Source organism: Amycolatopsis sp. N2S4-7, from assembly GCF_058119595.1.
Genome location: NZ_CP172299.1, coordinates 928,777 through 949,127, shown reverse-complemented (window position 1 = coordinate 949,127; position 20,351 = coordinate 928,777). Strand labels below are relative to the sequence as shown.

General features: G+C 72.2%; 16 protein-coding genes and 3 pseudogenes. 4 read left to right on the top strand and 15 right to left on the bottom strand.

The genetic code is table 11. The features are described from left to right. Positions 1-26 precede the first annotated feature (26 nt). Positions 27-1,172 (top strand): FAD-dependent monooxygenase, encoded by a 1,146-nt coding sequence (locus ACH54P_RS04350; protein ID WP_489911018.1) that lies wholly within the window; start codon positions 27-29, stop codon positions 1,170-1,172. A gap of 22 nt (positions 1,173-1,194) precedes the next feature. Here the strand turns inward: ACH54P_RS04350 and ACH54P_RS04345 are convergent. Beyond that, positions 1,195-1,871, bottom strand: a pseudogene (locus ACH54P_RS04345) (NUDIX hydrolase). An 84-nt stretch (positions 1,872-1,955) separates the two neighbouring features. Here ACH54P_RS04345 and ACH54P_RS04340 point away from each other — a divergent pair. Together ACH54P_RS04340 and ACH54P_RS04335 are read left to right on the top strand one after the other, a co-directional pair. After that, complete coding sequence (locus ACH54P_RS04340; RefSeq protein ID WP_489911017.1) at positions 1,956-2,957, top strand: SPFH domain-containing protein; 1,002 nt, start codon at positions 1,956-1,958, stop codon at positions 2,955-2,957. Then, positions 2,954-3,823, top strand: coding sequence for an NAD(+)/NADH kinase (locus ACH54P_RS04335; protein ID WP_489911016.1), 870 nt, complete (start codon positions 2,954-2,956; stop codon positions 3,821-3,823). Before ACH54P_RS04340 ends, ACH54P_RS04335 begins: the two co-directional genes overlap by 4 nt. Positions 3,824-3,868: 45 nt before the next feature. Here the strand turns inward: ACH54P_RS04335 and ACH54P_RS04330 are convergent, their stop codons facing one another. Both ACH54P_RS04330 and ACH54P_RS04325 read right to left on the bottom strand, forming a co-directional pair. Then, complete coding sequence (locus ACH54P_RS04330; RefSeq protein ID WP_489911015.1) at positions 3,869-6,094, bottom strand: glycoside hydrolase family 15 protein; 2,226 nt, start codon at positions 6,092-6,094, stop codon at positions 3,869-3,871. Positions 6,095-6,211: 117 nt separating this feature from the next. Next, the gene (locus ACH54P_RS04325; protein ID WP_489911014.1) at positions 6,212-6,907 is read right to left on the bottom strand and encodes a TetR/AcrR family transcriptional regulator; all 696 of its coding nucleotides are present in this window, start codon (positions 6,905-6,907) and stop codon (positions 6,212-6,214) included. Positions 6,908-6,997: 90 nt separating this feature from the next. Between ACH54P_RS04325 and ACH54P_RS04320 the strand changes: the two genes are divergently transcribed. Then, positions 6,998-7,993 carry an aldo/keto reductase gene (locus ACH54P_RS04320; protein ID WP_489911013.1) on the top strand — a complete coding sequence of 332 codons (996 nt, stop codon included), beginning with the start codon at positions 6,998-7,000 and terminating at the stop codon, positions 7,991-7,993. A 267-nt stretch (positions 7,994-8,260) separates the two neighbouring features. On the opposite strand, the gene ACH54P_RS04315 is transcribed toward ACH54P_RS04320, so the two are convergent. From ACH54P_RS04315 to ACH54P_RS04260, 12 genes and pseudogenes are all read right to left on the bottom strand, one after another. Continuing rightward, on the bottom strand, positions 8,261-9,355 hold the full coding sequence (locus ACH54P_RS04315) for a glycerate kinase (protein ID WP_489911012.1): 1,095 nt from the start codon (positions 9,353-9,355) through the stop codon (positions 8,261-8,263). Beyond that, entirely contained in the window at positions 9,352-9,729 is a 378-nt protein-coding gene (locus ACH54P_RS04310; protein WP_489911011.1) for an allophanate hydrolase-related protein, read from the bottom strand. The genes ACH54P_RS04315 and ACH54P_RS04310 overlap by 4 nt, the downstream gene beginning before the upstream one ends. Positions 9,730-9,737: 8 nt before the next feature. After that, the gene (locus ACH54P_RS04305) at positions 9,738-11,189 is read right to left on the bottom strand and encodes an NCS2 family permease (RefSeq protein ID WP_489911010.1); all 1,452 of its coding nucleotides are present in this window, start codon (positions 11,187-11,189) and stop codon (positions 9,738-9,740) included. Between the two features lie 108 nt (positions 11,190-11,297). Next, positions 11,298-11,780, bottom strand: coding sequence for a nucleoside deaminase (locus tag ACH54P_RS04300; protein ID WP_489911009.1), 483 nt, complete (start codon positions 11,778-11,780; stop codon positions 11,298-11,300). A gap of 1 nt (position 11,781) precedes the next feature. Continuing rightward, on the bottom strand, positions 11,782-14,073 hold the full coding sequence (pucD, locus tag ACH54P_RS04295) for a xanthine dehydrogenase subunit D (protein ID WP_489911008.1): 2,292 nt from the start codon (positions 14,071-14,073) through the stop codon (positions 11,782-11,784). Next, positions 14,070-14,540, bottom strand: a complete 471-nt coding sequence (locus ACH54P_RS04290; RefSeq protein WP_489911007.1) for a (2Fe-2S)-binding protein — start codon at positions 14,538-14,540, stop codon at positions 14,070-14,072. Before ACH54P_RS04290 ends, pucD begins: the two co-directional genes overlap by 4 nt. Continuing rightward, a complete protein-coding gene (locus tag ACH54P_RS04285) occupies positions 14,531-15,400 on the bottom strand; it encodes an FAD binding domain-containing protein (protein WP_489911006.1) in 870 nt (289 codons plus the stop codon). The genes ACH54P_RS04290 and ACH54P_RS04285 overlap by 10 nt, the downstream gene beginning before the upstream one ends. Before the next feature lie 193 nt (positions 15,401-15,593). Beyond that, the gene (gene gcl / locus ACH54P_RS04280; protein WP_489911005.1) at positions 15,594-17,282 is read right to left on the bottom strand and encodes a glyoxylate carboligase; all 1,689 of its coding nucleotides are present in this window, start codon (positions 17,280-17,282) and stop codon (positions 15,594-15,596) included. A 1-nt stretch (position 17,283) separates the two neighbouring features. Continuing rightward, a complete protein-coding gene (locus tag ACH54P_RS04275; RefSeq protein ID WP_489911004.1) occupies positions 17,284-18,171 on the bottom strand; it encodes a 2-hydroxy-3-oxopropionate reductase in 888 nt (295 codons plus the stop codon). Next, a complete protein-coding gene (locus tag ACH54P_RS04270; RefSeq protein ID WP_489911003.1) occupies positions 18,168-18,980 on the bottom strand; it encodes a hydroxypyruvate isomerase family protein in 813 nt (270 codons plus the stop codon). The genes ACH54P_RS04275 and ACH54P_RS04270 overlap by 4 nt, the downstream gene beginning before the upstream one ends. A gap of 481 nt (positions 18,981-19,461) precedes the next feature. Next, positions 19,462-19,575, bottom strand: a pseudogene (locus ACH54P_RS04265) (2Fe-2S iron-sulfur cluster-binding protein); the annotation flags it as partial. Between the two features lie 141 nt (positions 19,576-19,716). After that, positions 19,717-20,325, bottom strand: a pseudogene (locus tag ACH54P_RS04260) (2Fe-2S iron-sulfur cluster-binding protein); the annotation flags it as partial. Positions 20,326-20,351 lie beyond the last annotated feature (26 nt).

The following is a 20,351-nucleotide window of genomic DNA, read 5'->3' as shown; positions in this document are numbered from 1 at the left end:
GTCAGGACCTTGATGGGGGTACAGGCATGACGGAGCAGACCGTACTGATTTCCGGCGCGGGAGTCGCCGGACCGACGCTGGCTTACTGGCTGGCCCGCGCGGGCTTCCGGCCCACCGTGGTGGAACGCGCGGCCGGGCTGCGCTCCAGCGGGAGCCCCGTCGACGTCCGCGGGCCGGCCGCGCGCGTCGCCGACCGGATGGGCATCACCGCGAAGCTGCGCGAAGCGAGCACCGACGCGACGTCCCTGAAGTTCGTCGACGACGCCGGACGGCGGACCGCGCAGGTGCCGATGAACGCCCTCGGCGGCGACGGCGACATCGAACTCCCCCGCACCGACCTCGCGGCGATCCTCCACGAGGCGGCGGGCGAGCACGCCGAGTTCGTCTTCCACGACTCGATCACCGAACTGCGGCAGGACGACGGCGGCGTCGACGTCACGTTCGAGCGCGGTGCCCCGCGGCGTTTCGACCTCGTCCTCGGCGCGGACGGCCTGCACTCCGCCGTGCGGCGGCTGGCGTTCGGGCCGGAAACCGCGTTCGTCCGGCACATGGGCGTCTACATCGCGACGCTGCCCCTGGCGGATCCGCCGGCCGACCCGGGCGCGATCGTGATGTACAACTCGCCCGGCCGGGCGGTCGCGGTGCACCCGTCCCGCGGCCACGGCATCGCGGCGTTCATGTTCCGCGGCGCCGCGGTGCCGGGGTTCGACCACCGGGACACCGCGCTGCACAAGGAAATGCTCGCGGAGGCTTACGTGGGCGCCGGGTGGCGGGTGCCCGACCTGCTGGAGCGCGTGCGCGAGGCGGACGAGCTGTACTTCGACTCGGTGAGCCAGGTGCGGCTGGACCGCTGGGCCACCGGCCGGATCGCCTTGGTGGGTGACGCGGCCTCGTGCGTGTCCCTGTTCGGTGACGGATCGACGCTGGCCATGGCGGGCGCCTTCACCCTGGCGGAGGAGCTGCGCCGAACCCCGGACGACGCGGCGGCGGCATTCCGGCGCTACGAGGAGGAACACCGGAAGCTGGTGGAACCGAAGCAGCGCAACGTCTCCACGGCGGCGGCTCTGCTGATCCCGGCCACGCGCCGGGGGTTGGCTGCCCGCAATCTCGGGACGCGCCTGCTGCCGTTGGTGTCCGCGGCGCGACGGCTGGTTCCGGCCCGCGCGGCCTGACCAGCGGCCGCAGCACTCCCGATCACCCCCGCAGCATCGGCGGGTACAGCAGCTCCGCATTCCCGCGCCTATACAACTGGGCCGGGCGGCCACCGTCCCGGGTAGTCGTCCGGCCTGTCGGCTCCAACAGCCCCTCCGCTCCCGTCACCTTGCGGTGGAAGTTCCGCGGATCCAGCCGCGTGTCCCACACCAGCTCGTACACCCTCCGCAGCTCCGCCACCGTGAACTCCGGTGGGCAGAACGCCGTCGCCAGGGGGAATACTCCAGTTTCGCCCGGGCCCGTTCGAGGCCGTCCGCCAGGATGCGGTCGTGGTCGAACGCCAGGCGCTCGCCCAGCAACGAGCGCACCGGGGCCCAGCGGGCCTCCGCCGCGTCCGTGCCCGCGCGGGGCGTCGGCAGGTCCGGCGCCAGCGCCAGGTACGCGACCGTCACGACCCGCATCCGGGGATCCCGGCCGGGGGCGCCGTAGCCGGCGAGCTGTTCGATGTGGACGGTCCCCGGCGCCAGGCCCGTCTCCTCCGCCAGTTCGCGGCGCGCCGCGTCCGACAGGTCCTCGTCGGCGCGGACGAACCCGCCCGGCAGGGCCCATTCGCCCAGGAACGGCGAGACGCCGCGGCGCACCACCAAGGCGCACAGCCCGTCCCCGGTCAGGGTGAGCACGACGAGGTCGACGGTGACGGCGAACGGCGGGTGACCCATGCCACCACCCTACCCGCTAATCGTCAGCTTGACGATTAGGCCGCCCACGCCATATCGTCACCTCGACGATAAGAGGAGGGCTCCATGGCCGACATCGACCGCCGGTTCGGGTTCCGGCACCTGCGCGGCGCACCCACCGTGCACATCCGCCACTACCGCCGCGGCAAGCTCGCGCACGACGGCGTCGGGCTGTCGTTCTGGTACCGGCCGCTGACGGCGGTCGTGTCGGAGGTCCCGGTCGACGACCGCGAGCTGCCGCTGCTGTTCCACGCCCGCACGGCCGACTTCCAGGACGTCACCGTCCAGCTCGCCCTCACCTTCCGGATCGAGGACCCGGCGCTCGCCGCGCAGCGGATCGACTTCTCCATCGACCCGGACACCGGACGCTGGAGAAGCGACCCGCTCGCCCAGATCAGCGGGCTGCTCACCGAAAACGTCCAGCAGTACGCCGTCGAAGTCCTGACCCGCACGCCTCTCGAAACCGCGCTCGCCGACGGCGTCCGGGCGGTCCGCGACCGGATCCGCGCCGGGCTCGCCGAGGAGGACACGCGCCTCGCGCAGACCGGGTCGGCGGTGCTCGACGTCCGGGTTGTCGCCATCCGCGCCGAACCCGAGGTCGAGAAGGCGCTGCAGACGACCGCGCGGGAGAAGGTGCGGCAGGAGGCCGACCGGGCGACGTTCGAGCGGCGCGCGCTGGCCGTCGAACGCGAACGCGCGATCAGCGAAAACGAGCTGCAGAACCAGATCGAGCTGGCCCGGCGCGAGGAGCAGCTGCTCGCCCAGCGCGGCGCCAACGCCCGCCGTCAGGCCGAAGAAGCCGCGGCGGCGAACCACATCGAGACCGAGGCGCAGGCGTCCCGGGAGGAACGGCTGACCCAGGTCAAGGCCGCGGGCACGCGGGCCCTCGGTGAGGCGGAGGCCGCCGGTGAGGCCGCGCGGATCGCGGCGTACCGCGACCTGCCCGAGGGCGTCCTGGCCGGGCTGGCGCTGAAGGAGCTGGCCGGCAACCTGCCGCAGATCGACAGCCTGGTCGTGACCCCCGATCTGCTCACGCCGTTGCTGACGAAGCTGGGCGTGCGGTCGTGAGCCTCGCGCCGCGCGTCGTGCTGGTGCACCGGCGCACCGAGCTCGACGAGCTCGTGGCCCGGCACGGGACCCGCGGTCAGGCGGAGTTCTTCCTGCGCACGCGCGGCCGCGACCTCGCCGAGGTGACCGAGGCGGACGCCGCCGTGCGCGCGGCGCTCGCCGCGGCGAGCGCCGCCATCCCGCTGGACTGGCGCCGCGGCGAGGTCGAACGCGCCGACCTCGACCGGTTCCTGTTCACCCCGGAGGACATCGTCGTCGTGGTCGGGCAGGACGGCCTGATCGCCAACGTGGCCAAGTACCTCGACGGCCAGCCGGTGATCGGCGTGACGCCCGGCGCGCCCGGCGTCCTCGTCAGGCACCCGCCGGCCGCGGTCGCGGACCTCGTGCGCGCCACCGGGAACGTCGAGCACCGGACGATGGCCGAGCTCACCGCCGACGACGGCCAGCGGCTGCTCGCGCTCAACGAGATCTACCTGGGACACGCCGGGCACCAGACCGCCCGCTACCGGCTGGGGGTCGGGGGCGAGCGGGCGGAACGGCAGGCGTCGTCCGGGATCCTGGTCGGGACCGGCACCGGCGCGACGGGCTGGTGCGGCTCGGTGAGGCGCGAGCGCGGCAGCGGGCTGCGCCTCCCGGCCCCCGGCGAGTCCCGGCTGGTCTGGTTCGTGCGGGAGGCGTGGCCGTCGCCGGGCACGGGCACTGCCCACACCGAAGGCGAACTGACCGGCCGGCCCCTGACGGTCGAAGTCGAGTCCGACCGCCTGGTCGCGTTCGGCGACGGCCTCGAAGCCGACGCGGTCGCCCTCACCCGCGGCCAGACGGCGACGTTCGTCCCGGCGGCGAAGACCGTCCGCCTGGTGCGGTGACCCCCGGCCCGGCACACCGAGGGGGCGTGCCGGGCCGGGGGTCACTCAGGTGCCGTAGCGGGACTTGACGATCGACGGCGTGTCGAGGTTGTGGCCCGCGTCCATGCTCTGGGCCAGCCGCAGGTACTGGCCCTCGGCCCACATCAGCGGACCCGCGCTCCCGGTCGGCCGGCCCAGCCCGAAGCAGCCGATGTCGGCGCGGTCCCAGACCTGCTCGGGCACGAAGTAGCCGTCGTTGGCCGAGTCCGCCATGGACTTGAGGTACACCGCCGCCGAGCGGCCGTTGGCCAGTTCGTACTGGCCGCGCTCCCCCGACAGGACCGGCCAGAGCCGCCCGAACCGCTGACTGCCGCCCGCGGGCCAGCCGGTGCAGGTCGCGCCGCTCTCGCCGTAGTTGTCGTGCGGGTAGCGGTGGAAGTAGACGTCGCCGTTGGGCAGGGTCACCTGCACCGGGGAGTTGCCGTCGGACGCCGCGGCCGTCGGCGCGACCGAGTTCGCGATCGTGGCGTCGCCGGCCGGGCGGATACCGAGGCGCACCAGGTCGAGGAACCCGAAGTCGGTGACGTCGTGCTCGTAGAAGCAGCCTTCGTCGAAGCAGATCGTCGCGCCGTCGTTCGGGTTCCCGGCGCGGTCGAGGCGTTCGTAGTAGGTGTGCCCGCCCCAGTAGCCCGAGGTCGTCACGGTCCAGCCCGCGAGGGAGTTGCGCCAGGTGTCCGCCGTGGACTCCCACGACGTCGCGCTCGCGGTGTCGCCGTTGGCCCGCGCGAGCGCGCCCGCGGCGATCAGCCCGGCGATCTCGGCCGCCACCGACGACGGCGACTTGCCGTACTGCTCCTCCCACCGCTCGGTGGTGTCCGGGCCGGTCGCCACGATGTGGTTCGCCGTCGTCTTGACCTTGGCGTACGTCGAGGCGTCGGTGAGGCCGGTCAGCCAGGCCAGCAGGATCGCGTCCGCGTCCTGGTCGAGCTGTTCGCAGCACCCGAGCTGCTGGGCACTGGCGCCCGCGACACCGGAAACCGGGCTGTAGCGCGGGAAGGAGCCCGCCGGGTACGTCGTGCCGTCACCCGCGGTCGGGCTGCCGATCCACTGGGAGTTCCACAGGAACTGGGCCATCCGCTTGGCCTGCGCGCTGTCGCCGGCGGCCAGGAGGCCGGTCGCCTGCTGGTAGAGGTCACGGCCCCAGACGCGGTGGTAGCCGTCGTTGAGCTGGTCGCCGTTCGTGAAGGCGCCCCACGGCGTCGCCAGGCCCGCGACGCTCGCGCCCGGGTGCTGCTTGTCCTCGGCGGTCTTCAGGGCCATCGCCGCGACGTAGTACGCGCGACGTCGCTGGGTGTCGCCCGAAACGCTCGCGGGTGCGGGTTTCAGGCCGCCGACGTAGGAATTCCAGCCGCTGCGGTAGGACGCCGACACGCTCGCGAAGCCACTGCTCAGCGACCCGCCGGCCGCCGACGAAGCGGCGGCCGCGGTGCCGCCGTAGCCGAGGGCGACGGTGAACGTCGTGTCCGCGCCGACCGGGATCTGTCCACACTGGACGACGTTGCCGGTGCCCGAGACGGTGTCGAACTGGTTGTTCAGGTTCTTGTCGGCGCGCAGGTCGACCAGGCAGTCGCTGGCCGCGCCGCTGTAGCCGTTGTCGTGGGCGGTGAAGCCGGTCGAGACGCGCAGGGCGGAGACGACCGTGGTGGCGCTCCCGCCGAACAGCGTCTCGGTGCCGCTCGCCATCAACGCCCCGGACGAGTCCCACCAGGCGTTGTCGTTCGCCCCGCCGCCCGCCATCGACGGGTTGGCCAGCAGGTAGAGCCGGTAGCTGCCGCCGTCGAGGGACTGGAACCGCGTGTTCGTGACCAGGGTCGCGCGAGCCGGATCGGTGACGTAGTTCGTCGTGATCCGGTACTTCCCGCTCTTGGCGGTGTTGGTGACGGTGTACTGCAGCGCCTTCTCGTCGGGCATGGAGACGACGTGGTTCGTGGCGTCGCGTTCGAGGTCGACGAAGCTCGACCCGTCGGTGACGACGTACTGCAGGTCCTGCATGTTGGCGACGTCGGCGCGCGGGTAGAAGACTTCCGAGGTCACGCCGCCGGCGACGGTGAACCACACCGGGCTGCCCGTGGTGGTCGAGGTGCCGAGCGCGGACTTGTCGCCGGTCGCCCAGGAGGCCCCGCCGCCGCAGCAGTCGGTCGCGGTGCCGCTCGCCAGTGCCGTGCCGGGCAGCGTCCCGGCGAGCAGGATTCCCGCTCCCGCGCAGGCCAAGACGGCTTTCCACCTGATCATGGGGACCCTCCGACGTCGTCGTCGTCAATATGTTGCGAGCCGCAACATATTGCGCGCCGGAGCGATGACAGGCAATGTCCGGTCGTCCTGAACCGATACAGCCCTCCGCTGAACGGCTCAGGCGTCGGCGATGCGGTCGAGCCACTCCGCCAGCAGGACGCGCTCGGCCCCGGTCAACGCCGTCGCCCCGTCGAGCCCGGCCCGCAGCGCGATCGCGCGCCCGGGCAGATCCGACCCCGCCGGTTCGGCGGCGCCGGTGAGGATCCGGCTCAACACGGTCTCGCGAGCCGTCGCCGACAGCTCGGGGTCGCGCTCGTCCTCGGGGGTCGCGATGAGCGAAAGCACCACGCCCATGCCGGTCGCGTGCACCAGCCGCGCCGCGCGTTCGACGCTCACGCGCAGCCGGCCCGCCTCCGCGACGCGCTCGACGATGGCCCGCAGCATCGCTTCGGCCTCCCGCGCGGCGGGTGACGTGCGACCCGGGCGCGCGTCGCCGTACATGAGCACGTAGAACTCCGGACGCGAGAGACCGAACTCCACGTGGGTGTCCCAGCCGCGCCGGAGGTCCTCGACCGGGTCGCCGGTCGAGCCCATCGCGCGTTTGCTGCCGAGGTACTCGTCGAAACCGTAGGCGGCGACGGCGTCGAGCAGGCCGTCCTTGTCGCCGAAGAGGCGGTACAGCGCGGGCGGCTGGACGCCCGCGGCCGCGCTCACCGCGCGGGTCGAGAGGCCGTCACGCCCTTCCGCCGCCAGGAGCGCGGCCGCCGCCTCGAGGATCCGCTCACGGGTGTCCACCGCCGTCTTCGTCGCCATGGTTCCAATGATAACAAATCTCGGGTAGCACTCGTTCAGTATCGATGATACGTTCTGATCGATATCAACGGAAACGAGGAGTTCTCGCTCATGAGTACCCGCACCCTCGGCCGGACCGGTCCGGCCGTCTCCCCCCTCGGTCTCGGTCTGATGGGGATGTCCGACCTGTACGGCCCGGCCGACGACGCCGAGTCGGTCGCGACGGTCCACGCCGCCCTCGACGCCGGCGTCACCCTGCTGGACACCGGCGACTTCTACGGCATGGGCCACAACGAGCTGCTGCTGCGGGACGCGCTGCGCGGCCGCAACCGCGACCACGCGGTGATCAGCGTCAAGTTCGGCGCCCTGCGCGGCCCGGACGGCGCCTGGCTCGGCTACGACAGCCGTCCCGAGGCCATCAAGACGTTCCTCGCCTACAGCCTGCGCCGCCTCGGCACCGACCACGTCGACGTCTACCGCCCGGCGCGGCTCGACCCGGCCGTCCCGATTGAAGAGCAGGTCGGCGCGCTGGCCGAACTGGTGCGGGCGGGGCACATCCGCCACATCGGCCTCTCGGAGGTCGGCGCCGACACCCTGCGCCGCGCCGCCGCCGTGCACCCGATCGCCGACCTGCAGATCGAGTATTCGCTGCTCTCGCGCGGGATCGAGGCGGAGATCCTGCCGACGGCCCGTGAGCTGGGCATCGGCGTCACCGCCTACGGTGTCCTGTCCCGTGGTCTGCTGAGCGGGCACTGGACGCCGTCGCGCGCGCTGGACGCGAGCGACTTCCGCGGGCACAACCCGCGGTTCCAGGGCGAGAACCTCGACCGCAACCTCGCGCTGACCGAGGCGCTGGGCAAGCTCGCCGCGGCGAAGGGCGTGACGACCGCGCAGCTGGCCATCGCCTGGGTCGCCGCGCAGGGCGAGGACATCGTCCCGCTGGTGGGCGCCCGCACCCGGGCCCGGCTGGCGGAGTCCCTGGGCGCGGAAGAGGTCGAGCTGACCGAGGCCGACCTGACCGAGATCGAAGCGGCGATCCCGGCCGGGGCCGCGGCGGGCGACCGGTACATGGCCGCCCAGCTGGACCATCTGGACAGCGAGAAGTAGGTCATCGGCCGAGGTGCTCCCCCGGCGAGGCGGCGCGAAAGCAGGTCCCCGGCCCAGGTGCTCCCCCGGCGAGGCGGCGCGACAGCAGGTCCCCGGCCCAGGTGCTCCCCCGGCGAGGCGGCGCGAAAGCAGGTCCCCGGCCCAGGTGCTCCCCCGGCGAGGCGGCGCGACAGCAGGTCCCCGGCCCAGGTGCTCCCCCGGCGAGGCGGCGCGACAGCAGGTCTCCCGCCGAGGTGATCCCCGGCGAGGCGGCGCACCAACAACAGGTCACCGGCCCAGGTGATCCTCGGCCACGCGGTGGGCGAGGCGGCGCAGCAGCGGCGCCGCCTCCGCCATGCAGCGGGCCGGGTCCGGCTCGACGTCCGTGAGTGCGTACGCGGCCGAGATGCCCGCCTCGGCCAGCTCCCGGCCGGACAGCAGGCAGCGTCCGGACACCGCCACGCAGGGGATGCCCTGGGCCGCCGCCGCGCGGGCCACGCCCGCCGGGGCCTTGCCGGACAACGTCTGCCGGTCGAGAGAACCCTCGCCGGTGACGACCAGCGAGGCCCCGGCCAGGGCCGCCTCGAACCCGAGCAGCTCCAGCAGCAGCTCGATGCCCGGGCGCATCCGGGCGCCCAGCACGGCCATCGCGGCGAAGCCGACTCCCCCGGCCGCTCCGGCACCGGGCCGGGAAGCGAACTCCGGCCCGGCGATCGACGCCCAGTGCCGCAACGCGGCGTCGAGCACTTCGACGTCGCCGGGGGTCGCCCCTTTCTGCGGGCCGTAGATCGCAGCGGCCCCGCGCGGCCCGTACAGCGGGTTGTCCACGTCGCTCGCCAGCTCGATGTCCACTTCGGACAGGCCGGTCAGGTCCACCGAAGCGAGCCGGGTGAGGGCCGCACCACCCAGGGGGAGTTCACACCCCGCGTCGTCGAGGAGCCGGGCGCCCAGGGCGGTCACCAGCCCGGCGCCGCCGTCGGTGCAGGCGCTGCCGCCGACGCCGAGCACGATCCGGCGGCACCCCGCCCGGACCGCGGCGGCGATGACGTCGCCGGTGCCCGCGCTGGTCGCCGTGAGCGGTTCCGGCGCTCCGGGCAGCCGGTGCAGCCCGGACGCCTCGGCCAGCTCGACAACCGCGGTGTCGCCGCGGACCGCGTACGACGCGGTCAGCGGCAACCCCGTCGGGCCCCGCGCGGGGACGGCCACCCGGCGGAACCCGGCGGCGACGGCGGCGTCGACCGTGCCGTCGCCGCCGTCGGCCACCGGGAGTTCGTGCACCGCGAGGCCGGGGTGGACGTCGGCGAGGCCGGAAGCCACCGCCGACGCCACCTCGGCCGCGGTCAGCGACCCCTTGAACTTGTCCGGCGCGACGAGCACCTTCACGCGCTCGCCTTGAACGCCCGCCAGTCGCCGATCTCCGTGATGTCCCGCAGGGCGACGGGCGAGGTGTAGGGCCGCCGCAGCAGCATCGCGAACGCCGAACTGCCGTCCGCCAGCTCCACGACACCCAGCTCCAGCTCGTGCGGCTCGGACGGCAGCACCTTGTCCCGCAGGTCGTCCAGCGAGACGTCGTAGACCTCGCCGGTCACCGGGGCGCCGCCGTGCGACACCGGGTACAGCGCCGGGCACTGGTCGCCGACGGCGTAGAACCGGTACTTCGCCGCCGTCCGCGCGGTGCCCACGAAGGGTGAACCTTCGAGCAGGTGGTGCAGCGGCTCGCCGCGCATGGCGCCGCCGTTGAAGAACATCAGGGCCACGGGAACTCCTAACGGAAGAGGGCTTCGACACCGTCGATGGCGAAGTACACCGCGAACACCAGCGCCAGCAGGGACAGCAGCCAGCCGGCCTCGCGCCACTTGCCGCGGCCGATCTTGATCAGCACGAACGCGATCAGGCCGGCGCCGACGCCGTTGGTGATCGAGTAGGTGAACGGGATCAAGGCAGCGGTCAAGAACACCGGGATCGTGTAGTCCGGGTCGTGCCACGGGATGGTCCGGCACTGCGCGACCATCATGCCGCCGATGACCACCAGCGCCGGCGCCGCGGCCTGGGCCGGGACCACCCCGGCCAGGGGCGTGAACAGCAGCGTCCCGGCGAACAGCAGCCCGGTGACGACGCTCGCCAGCCCGGTCCGCGCCCCCTCGCCGACGCCGGCCGCGGATTCGAGGAACACCGTGTTCGGCGACGAGCCGGTGACGCCGCCCGCGATCGCGCCCGCGCCGTCGACCAGCAGGATCCGGCCCATCCGCGGGACCTTGCCGTTCTTCGACAGCCCGGCTTCGTCGGAGACGCTGGTGATCGTGCCCATGGCGTCGAAGAAGCCGGACAGCACCAGCGTGAACAGGAAGACCGTGGCCGCGAGCGCGCCCGCCGAGGCGAAGCCGCCGAAGAGGTCGATGTGGCCGAAGAGCCCGAAGTCGGGTGCCGCGACGACGTGGTCGGGCAGCGCCGGGTCGGTGCGGCCCCAGCCGCCGACGCCGAAGCCGTCGTGCAGGACGACCGCGAGCACCGTGGCGACGCCGATGCTGATCAGCACCGCACCCGGGACCTTGCGCGCCACCAGCACGATCATCAGCAGCAGGCCCACGCAGAACACCACGATCGGCCAGCCGGCGAGGTGGCCGCTCGCGCCGAGGCGGACCGGGACCGGGGAGTCGGCGACGTCCGGTACCCGGGTCACGAACCCGGCGCTGACCAGCCCGACGAGCGCGATGTAGAGCCCGATCCCAACCGTGATGGCGGTCTTGAGCGGCCGCGGGATGGCGTTCATGATCCGCTCGCGGACACCGCTGACGGCCATCAGCACGATGCACACGCCTTCGAGCACGACCAGCCCGAAGGCCTGCGCCCAGGTCATCGACGGCGCCATCTGGAAGGCGACGATGCCGTTGATGCCGAGCCCGGCGGCCAGCGCGAGGGGCGCGTTGCCGACGAGTCCCATGAGGACGGTCATCACCGCGGCCGCCAGCGCGGTCGCCGTCGTCACCTGCGCGGCCGAGAGCCGGGCGCCGGTGATGTCGGCGGAGGCGCCGAGGATGAGCGGGTTGAGCAGCACGATGTAGGCCATCGCGACGAACGTCGTGACGCCGCCGCGGACTTCGCGGCCGATCGTGCTCTGCCGGGCGCGCAGCTCGAACAGCTTGTCGAGCAGCGATCGGCGGTGCGGTGGTTCGGGTACTTCGTCGACTACTGGGGCGGTGATTTCGGTCTGGGTCATGCGTCCTGCCCTTGCCGGTGGGTGCGCTCGGCCAGGCCTAGGCACAGCGCCGTGCCTGGGCGAGCGGGACGTTCGTCGGGTTGTGCTCCGGTCAGCTGGCCTTGTGGGTCAGTAGTCGGTGCGGTCGCTCTTGTCGAGCCAGGCCGCGAAGGGGGCGAAACCGTCCTTTGCCGACAGTCGCGTCACGGGAACCGTCCACGTCTCGCGGGGACGGTCGAACAGTTCGTAGAAGGCCCGGTCGTCGAACCCGGCCTTGGCCGCGTCGTCGCGGTCGGCGGCGAAGATCACCTTGTCCACGCGCGCCCAGAGCGCCGAGGAGAGACACATCGGGCAGGGCTCACAGCTGGAGACGAGCACGCAGCCGTCGAGCTTGAAGGTGCCCAGCGCCTGGCAGGCCGCGCGGATCGCGACGACCTCGGCGTGCGCGGTGGGGTCGAGGTTCGCGGTGACGCGGTTGACGCCGGTCGCGACGACCTCGCCGTCCCGCACGATCAGCGCGCCGAACGGGCCGCCGCCGTTCGCGACGTTGGTCTCCGCGATGCGGACGGCTTCGTCGAGCCATTCCTGTTCGACGGAAATCGACGTGGTCATCTCAGGCTCCTGTGATGTGCTCGGGGCGGATCGGAACGCGCGGCAGCTCGAGGCCGGTGGCCGCGCGGATGGCGTTGGCGATCGCCGGGGTCGCCGAGATCGTGGGCGGCTCGCCGACGCCGCGGACGCCGTAGGGCGCGTGCGGGTCGGGCCGTTCGAGGACCTCGACGCGCATCGGCGGCATGTCGAGGATGGTCGGGATGAGGTAGTCGGTGAACGACGGGTTCCGCACCTTGCCGCCCTCGACCAGGATCTCCTCCATCACCGCGAGGCCGAGGCCCTGCGCCGAGCCGCCCTGGATCTGGGCGACGACGGCGTCGGGGTTCATCGCCTTGCCGACGTCCTGGGCGCAGTCGAGCTGCACCACCTTGACCAGGCCGAGGTCGAGGTCGACGTCGACCACCGCGCGGTGGGCCGAAAAGCCGTACTGCACGTGGGCGTCACCCTGGCCGGTTTCCGGGTCGAGCGGGTATGTCCGGCGGTGGTGGAACTCGCGGGTCTCCTCGATCGCGGTGTCGCCGAGCAGCTCGGCCAGGTCCGCGACGACTTCGCCGTCGGCCGCGACGACCTTCCCGCCCGTCAGGGACATCCCTTCGGAAGACACCCCGAGCCGCGCGCAGACCGCCTCGGCGACCGCGCGGCAGGCGTTGCGGACCGCGCCGCCGGTGACGTACGTCTGGCGCGACGCCGAGCTGGAGCCGGCGTCGCCGACGCTCGTGTCGGCCGGGTGCACGCTCACCCGCGTCAGGCCGAGTTCGGTGCGGGCGATCTGCTGCTGCAGCGTCACCAGCCCCTGGCCGACCTCGGCCGCGGCGGTGTGCACCATCGCCACCGGCTCGCCGCCGAGCACCTCCAGCCGGACGCGGGCGGTCGAGTAGTCGTCGAGGCCTTCGGCGTAGGAGATGTTCTTGATGGTGACGCCGTAGCCGACCCCGCGGACGACGCCTTCGCCGTGGGTGGTGTTGGACGCGCCGCCCGGCAGCTCGCGGATGTCCCGCGAGCCGGTGGGTTCGGGCGGCAGCGGCAGGTCGCGGACGCGCTGGACCAGTTCGGCGACGGGTGCCGGGAAGTCGACCACCTGACCGGTGACCACAGTGGACCCTTCGCTCAGCGCGTTGCGGATCCGCAGCTCGGCCGGGTCCATGTCCAGGGCCGCCGCGAGCTTGTCCATTTGGGACTCGTAGGCGTAGGTCGGCTGCACCGCGCCGAGCCCGCGCATGGCGCCGCAGGTCGGGTTGTTCGTGTAGACGCCCCAGCCCTCGATGTGCGCGTTCGGCACGTCGTAGGGGCCGACGCTCAGCGTGGTGCCGTTGCCGACCACGACCGGCGTCTTGGACGCGTACGCGCCACCGTCGAAGTACAGCTTCGCCCGGACGTAGACGAGCTTGCCGTCCTTCGTCGCGCCGTGCTCGTAGTACATCTTCGCCGGGTGGCGGTGGACGTGCCCGAAGAACGACTCCAGGCGGTTGTAGCTCATCTTCACCGGACGGCCGGTGCGCAGCGCCAGCATGCACGAGTGGATCTGCATCGACAGGTCCTCGCGGCCGCCGAACGCGCCCCCGACGCCGGAGAGCGTCAGCCGGACCTTCTCCAGGGGCAGGCCGAGGGCCTTCGCCGTCTGGCGCTGGTCGACGTGCAGCCACTGGGTGGCCAGGTAGAGGTCGACGCCGCCGTCCTCGGCTGGCACGGCGAGCCCGGACTCCGGGCCGAGGAACGCCTGGTCCTGCATCCCGATCTCGTACACCCCGGACACCACGACGTCCGCGGTCGCGGCCGGGTCGCCCTTGACGATCCGCTGGTGGCGGACGAGGTTCCCGCCCGGGTGCAGCTTCGGCAGGGTGTCGTCGTGCGCGGCCCGCTCGGGGTCGGTGATCGGCTCGAGGATGTCGTACTCGACGACGATCTCCTTGAGCGCCTGCCGCGCGATCTCCGGGTGGTCGGCGGCGAGGATGGCCACCGGCTCGCCCTGGTACCGGACGACGCCTTCGGCCAGCGCCGGGGTGTCCTGGTACTTGAGGCCGTAGACGTTCTCCCCCGGGACGTCCTCGTGGGTCAGCACCGCGTGCACGCCCGGCTGGGCGAGCGCGCGGGAGACGTCGAGGCGGACGATCCGGGCGTGCGGGTGCGGGCTGCGCAGGGTCGCGCCCCACAGCATGTCCTCGTGCCACAGGTCCGAGGAGTAGGCGAACTCGCCGCGGACCTTGAGCGTGCCGTCCGGGCGCAGCGGGCTCTCGCCGATACCGCCCGCGATCGTGTCGTGCAGCTCCTGCGGGGAGCGGGCCGGCGCGCTCATCGGACGGCCTTCTTCGCGGCGGCGTCGCGGACGGCGTCCAGGATCTTCTCGTAGCCGGTGCAGCGGCAGAGGTTCCCGGCGAGCGCCTCGCGGATCTCGACGTCGCTGGGCTCGGGGGTGCGCTCGATCAGGTCGTGCGCGGCGACCAGCAGGCCGGGCGTGCAGAAGCCGCACTGGACGGCGCCGCGTTCGACGAACGCCTCCTGCACCGGGTCGAGCTCGTCGCCGGACGCGAGCCCTTCGACCGTGACGACGTCGCGGCCCTCGGCCTGCCCGGCCGCGACCAGGCAGGCGCACGCCGGAACGCCGTCGAGGTAGACCGTGCACGAACCACATTCGCCCTGCTCGCAGGCGTTCTTCGAGCCGGGGAGGCCGAGCCGCTCGCGCAGGACGTAGAGCAGGCTTTCGCCTTCCCAGACGTTGTCCGCCCGGCGGGGCTCGCCGTTGACGGTGACGTTCACGCGCACTTCGCGCTCCCTCCGCAGTATTCGGTCCAGGCCCAGGTCAGCGTCCTTCTCGCCATGACGCCGAGCGCGTGGCGCCGATAGGCCGCGCTGCCCCGGACGTCGTCGATCGGTGACGCGGCCGCGGCGACCAGGTCGCCGAAGCGGCGCTTGACCGAGTCGTCGAGCGCCTTCGGGGCGTCCCAGTCCAGCTCACCGGCCAGGAACTCCTCGGCTTCGAGGGCCCGCCGCGGTGTGGGCGCGGCCGAGCCGACGCCGGTGCCGACCCGCCGCTGCTCCGGGTGCAGCGCCAGGCCGAAGGCGGCGACCGCGATGACCATCGCGTTGCGCGTGCCGATCTTGCTGAACTGCTGCGGCCCGGTGGCCGGGGCCAGCAGGACGCCGGTGATCAGCTCGTCGTCCTCCAGGACGTTGCGCTTCACCCCGACGTAGAAGTCCTCCGCCGCGACGATCCTGGTGCCGCGCACCGAGGCGATCTCGACCTCGGCGTCCGCGGCCAGCAGGGCCGGGTGCGAGTCGCCCGCGGGTGACGCCGCACCGAGGTTGCCGCCCACGGAACCGCGGTTGCGGATCTGCGGGGAGCCGACGGTCCGCGCGGCCATCGCGAGGCCGGGCAGCCGCGCGCCCAGCTCGGTGATGATCCGGGTGTAGGGCACGGCCGCGCCGATCCGGATCCGGCCACCGTCGGTGCCGTGCTCGTGCAGCTCGGCGACGCGGCCGAGGTCGAGCAGGGCGCCGGGACGGCGGTGGTCGAAGTTGAGCTCGACCATCACGTCCGTGCCGCCGGCGATCGGGACCGCACCGGGGTTCGCGGCCTTCGCGGCGAGCGCGTCGGCCAGCGAGGCGGGTCGGAGGAATTCCACTGTGGACGTCCTTTCGGGGCTGCTTCGGCAAGAAGTACACACGCTCCGGTGTGGCCGGGACCACGGCAAAACCCCTGAAAGAAGGGCGAATTTCGGGCTCGCGTTTGTACTTTCCGACAACCGCCTTCGTGCGCGCGCGGAAAGGCCGCCGTACGAGGTCAGGTCTCGTACGGCGGCCGTGGCCACGCGGGTGCTACGCGGGTTCGAACTCCTTCACGGCGTCGAGGGCGGCGCCCATCGCGGCGTTGCCCTCACGCTCGATCATGATCTCCACGAGGACCGGGCGGCTGGTCCGCTCGGCCTCCTTGCGGGCCCATTCCAGGGACGTCCGGATCTCCCCGGGTTCGAGCACGCGGGTGCCCGAGCAGCCGTAGGCTTCCATGATCTTGACGTTGTCCGTGCCGTTCGAGTCGTAGTGGATGTCGACTTCGAAGTTCATGTCGTACCCGGTCTCGGCCTGGCGGATCAGGCCGAGGTACTCGTTGTTGAGCATGATCAGCACGAACCCGACGTCGTACTGGGCGGCGACCGCCAGCTCCTCGACCAGGAACTGGAACGAGTAGTCGCCGACCACGCCGACGACCTCGGCCTCCGGCCGCGCCTTCTTCACCCCGATCGCCGCCGGGATCTCCCAGCCGAGCGGGCCGGCCTGGCCGCACACCTGGTAGTGGCGCGGCTTGTGCGCCTTCTGGAACTGGCCCGACCAGATCTGGTAGAGCCCGATCGCGGTGACGAAGTAGGTGTCCTCGCCGAAGGTTTCGTTGATCTCCTTGAAGACCCGCGGCGCCTTGATCGGCAGGCTGTCGAAGTCGTCCCGGCGGGGAAGCGCTTCCTTCAGCTCCGCGATGCGCCCGATCCACTCGCGGCGCGGCGTCGGTTCGCGTTGCTCCAGCGCGGTCAGCACCGCGTCCAAGAACTCCCGGGTGTCCGAAACGATCCCGAGGTCGGGCCCGAACACCTTGCCCAGCTGGGTGGGCTCGATGTCGACGTGGATGAACTTCCGCTCACCGCGGTACACCGACAGCTCGCCGGTGTGCCGGTCGCCGAACCGCGCGCCCAGCGCCAGGACCAGGTCGGACTCCAGGAAGGCCGCGTTCGCCCAGCGCTGCGACGTCTGGATGCCCGCCATCCCGGCGAACAGCTCGTGGTCCTCGGGGAAGCTGCCCTTGCCCATCAGCGTCACCTGCACCGGGACGCCGAGCCGTTCGGCGGCGGCCCGCAGCTGCTCGCTCGCCCCGCCGAGGACGACGCCGCCACCGGCCAGGATCAGCGGGCGTTCGGCAGCCAGGAGCATCTCGAGGGCCCGCTCGACCCGCGCGGACGCGGGCTTGACGGCCGTGACCGGCAGCGGCGAATCGATCGACGAGTCCCACTCGATGTCCTGCTTCTGGACGTCGATCGGCAGGTCGATGAGCACCGGGCCGGGACGCCCCGAGCGGGCGATCCGGAACGCCTCGCGGAAGATCCACGGCAGCTGCGCGGCCTCCTTGACCTGCACCGCCCACTTCGTCACCGGCTTGGCGATCTCGACGATGTCGACCGCCTGGAACGCCTCCTGGTGCAGCTTCGTCGTCGCCGCCTGGCCGGTGATGCAGATCATCGGGATCGAGTCCGCGTGCGCGGTGTAGAGCCCGGTGATCATGTTCGTCCCGGCCGGGCCGGACGTGCCGATCGCGACGCCGACCTTGCCGTTCGTCCGGGCCCAGCCGTCGGCCATGTGCGTCGCGCCTTCTTCGTGGCGGACGATCAGGTGCTCGATCGCCCGGCCTTGTAGGGCGTTATACAGCGGGAGGATCGCGGCGCCGGGGCAGCCGAAGACGGTGTCGACGCCTTCGCTTTCCAGGACGTCGACGACCGCTTGCATGGCGGGGATCCTGGGCATGTCACACCTCCGCCGGGACGCGGCCCGACAACTGTTCGACGACCTTCAGCAAGGCCGAGTGGTCCAGGGAGCCGTGGCCCATGGCGCGGCCGGCGGCGACGAGCTGGGCGACCAGCCCGGTGAGCGGGAGCGCGACGTCGGCCTGCCGGGCGGCGGCCAGCGCGATCCCCATGTCCTTGTGGTGCAGGTCGATCCGGAACCCGGGGGCGAACTGCCGGTCCACCATGGACTTGCGCTTGAGCTCGAGGATCCGGCTGCCCGCCAGGCCGCCGGCGAGCACGTCCAAGCCGACGGCGGCGTCCACTCCGGACGCTTCGAGCAGCACGATCGCCTCGGCGACGAGCCCGTAGATCCCGCCCACGACGAGCTGGTTCGCGGCCTTCACCACCTGGCCGGCGCCGTGCGGGCCGACGTGGACGATCGTCTTGCCGACGGCGTCGAGCACCGGCTTGGCGGCTTCGAAGTCTTCTTCGGTGCCACCGACCATGATGGACAACGAGGCCTGTTCGGCGCCGGCCTGGCCGCCCGACACCGGGGCGTCGAGGACGCGGATCTTCTTGTCCCGCGCGGCTTCCGCGACGGCGATCGACGTCTCCGGCCGGATGGTGCTCATGTCGATCAGGAGCGTGCCGGGCCCGGCGGCGTCGAGCACGCCTCCCGCGGCCAGCACGACCTCCTCGACCTGCGGGTGGTTGGGCAGCATCGTGATCACGACGTCCGCCCCCGCCACGGCGTCGGCGACACCGCTCGCGGCGCGCCCGCCGGCGGCCGCCAGCTTCTCCCCGGCGGCGGGGGCGACGTCGTAGCCGCTGACGTCGTGCCCGGCCGCGACCAGGTGCGCGGCCATCGGGGCCCCCATCACGCCCAGTCCGATGAATCCCAGTTTCATGCTCGTCCCCTTCGGGTGATCGGCAGCCAGTCCAGCGACGTGAGGGTGTCCGGCTCCGGGACGTACTCGATCCCGACGAACCCGGCGTAACCCGCCTTCTGCAGCCTCGCGAGGTGCCCGTCGAGGTCCAGGGAGCCGGTGCCCGGCTGGTGCCGGCCGGGCGCGTCGGCGATCTGCACGTGCCCGATCCGGGAGAGGTGCTGCGTCGCCAGCGCGTCGAGGTCGTCCCCGTTGACTGCCAGGTGGTACAGGTCGGCCAGCAGCCGCACGTTGTCGCGCCCGAGGTCGTCGAGCACGGCCACGGCGTCCGCGGCGGTCTTGAGCGGGTAGCGGTCCGCGCCGGAGAGCGGTTCGAGCACCAGCTGCGCGCCGATGCGCGCGGCGGCCTCCGCGGCGGTCGCGAGGTGCACCAGGGCCAGGTCGTCCTGCTTGGCCGGCTCCTCGCCGTCGAGCCGGTTGCCGTAGAGCGCGTTGAAGCTGCGGCAACCGGTGCGTTCGGCGATGCCCAGCGCGACGACGAGGCTGTCGGCGAACTCGGCCTCGCGGCCGATCCACGACACCAGGCCGCGCTCCCCCGCCGCCATGTCGCCGGCGTAGAAGTTCAGCCCGCGCAGCCGGACGCCGTCGAGGCTCTGCACGAACGCGTCCACGTCGTCCCGGGCGGGCACGGCGGTGTCGAACGGCCACCAGTACTCGACGTCGGTGAACCCGGCCTCCCGCGCGGCGGCCGCGCGCTCGAGCAGCGGTACCTCCTTGAACAGGATCGACAGGTTGACGACGTACGGCAGGGAGTGCCCCTCTTCTGGCATCGCGACCTCGAATTTCGCTATCCGGAATTTTTCTTTCGCATATCGAGAATAGCCGTTGAGCTGCGACGCGGTCAACGGCTGCCGCGGAACAGGCCGCGCGGAAAGGCCCGACTTGCCTCCACCCTCGGGAGCGAGGCGGGAGGTCCGGGTGAACACCACCACCGATCCGGCGGTCGCCGCCGCGGACGCCGGCCGGGTGATCACGCCCCGGCGCGTCCGGAACGGGATGATCGACCGGCGGCCCGGCCCGGGGCGAAGCCCCGCATGTCACCGGGGTTCGAGTTCGCGCTCCACGACGTCGGCCCCGGTCCTACCCGGAAATCCGGCGGCTGGTCGAACCCGCCTGCCGCGCCGGTCCCGTCCCCGCACACGGTCATCGCCATCGAGCCGATGGGCGGCGCGATCGCCCGCGTGGCTGCCGTCCTACGAACCCGGGAACTTCTTCCGCCTCGACGAGAACATCCAGCCGGTGCGCTGAGCGCTAGGGCGCCTTCTTCTCGACGTGCTGCCAGCCGAAGCGGCCCTTGATGCAGAGGTTCCCGTGCGTCACCGAGCTGTCGTGCGGCGAGGTCACCTTGACGATCTCGTTGTCCTGGACGTGCAGCGTCAAGTTGCAGCCGACCCCGCAGAACGTGCAGACCGTCGTCGTCTGCTTCTGGCGGGACTCGTCCCAGGTGCCGTCTTCGCGCTTGTCGTACTCGCGCTTGAAGCTCAGCGCTCCGGTCGGGCAGACCTCGACGCAGTTGCCGCAGTACACGCACGCGCTCTCCGGCAACGGGTTCGAGAACTCCGTGGAGATCCGCGCGTCGAACCCGCGGCCCGCGACGCTGATCGCGAACGAGTTCTGCCACTGGTCGCCGCAGGCGTCGACGCACTTGTAGCAGAGAATGCACTTCCCGTAGTCCCGGACGTACAGCTCGTTGTCCACCAAGGCCGGTTGCGCCACCGTCGCGGCGTCCGGGCCGAAGCGGCCGGGGTCGGCGCCCGTATCGGTCATCCATTCGGCGACGCCGGGCGTGGTCGACAGGTCCGTCGCCGACGCCAGCAGCTCCAGCACCACCTTGCGGCTCGTGCGCGTCCGCTCCGAATCGGTGTGCACCACCATGCCCGGCTCGGCCTTGCGCGAGCAGGACGGGACGAGTGTCCGCGAGCCTTCGACCTCGACCATGCAGACCCGGCAGGCGTTCGCCGGTTCCAAGGTGTCGCCGTAGCACAACGTCGGAATGTCCTTGCCCGCCGCCGTGCACGCGTCGAGGATCGTCGCCCCCTCCGGCACCCGGACCGCCTCACCGTCCACAGTGAACTCGACAAGCCGCTTCGGGATCCCGATGTCCACAGTGCTCATGGCTCCTCCACTGAGAAGCGTGCGTC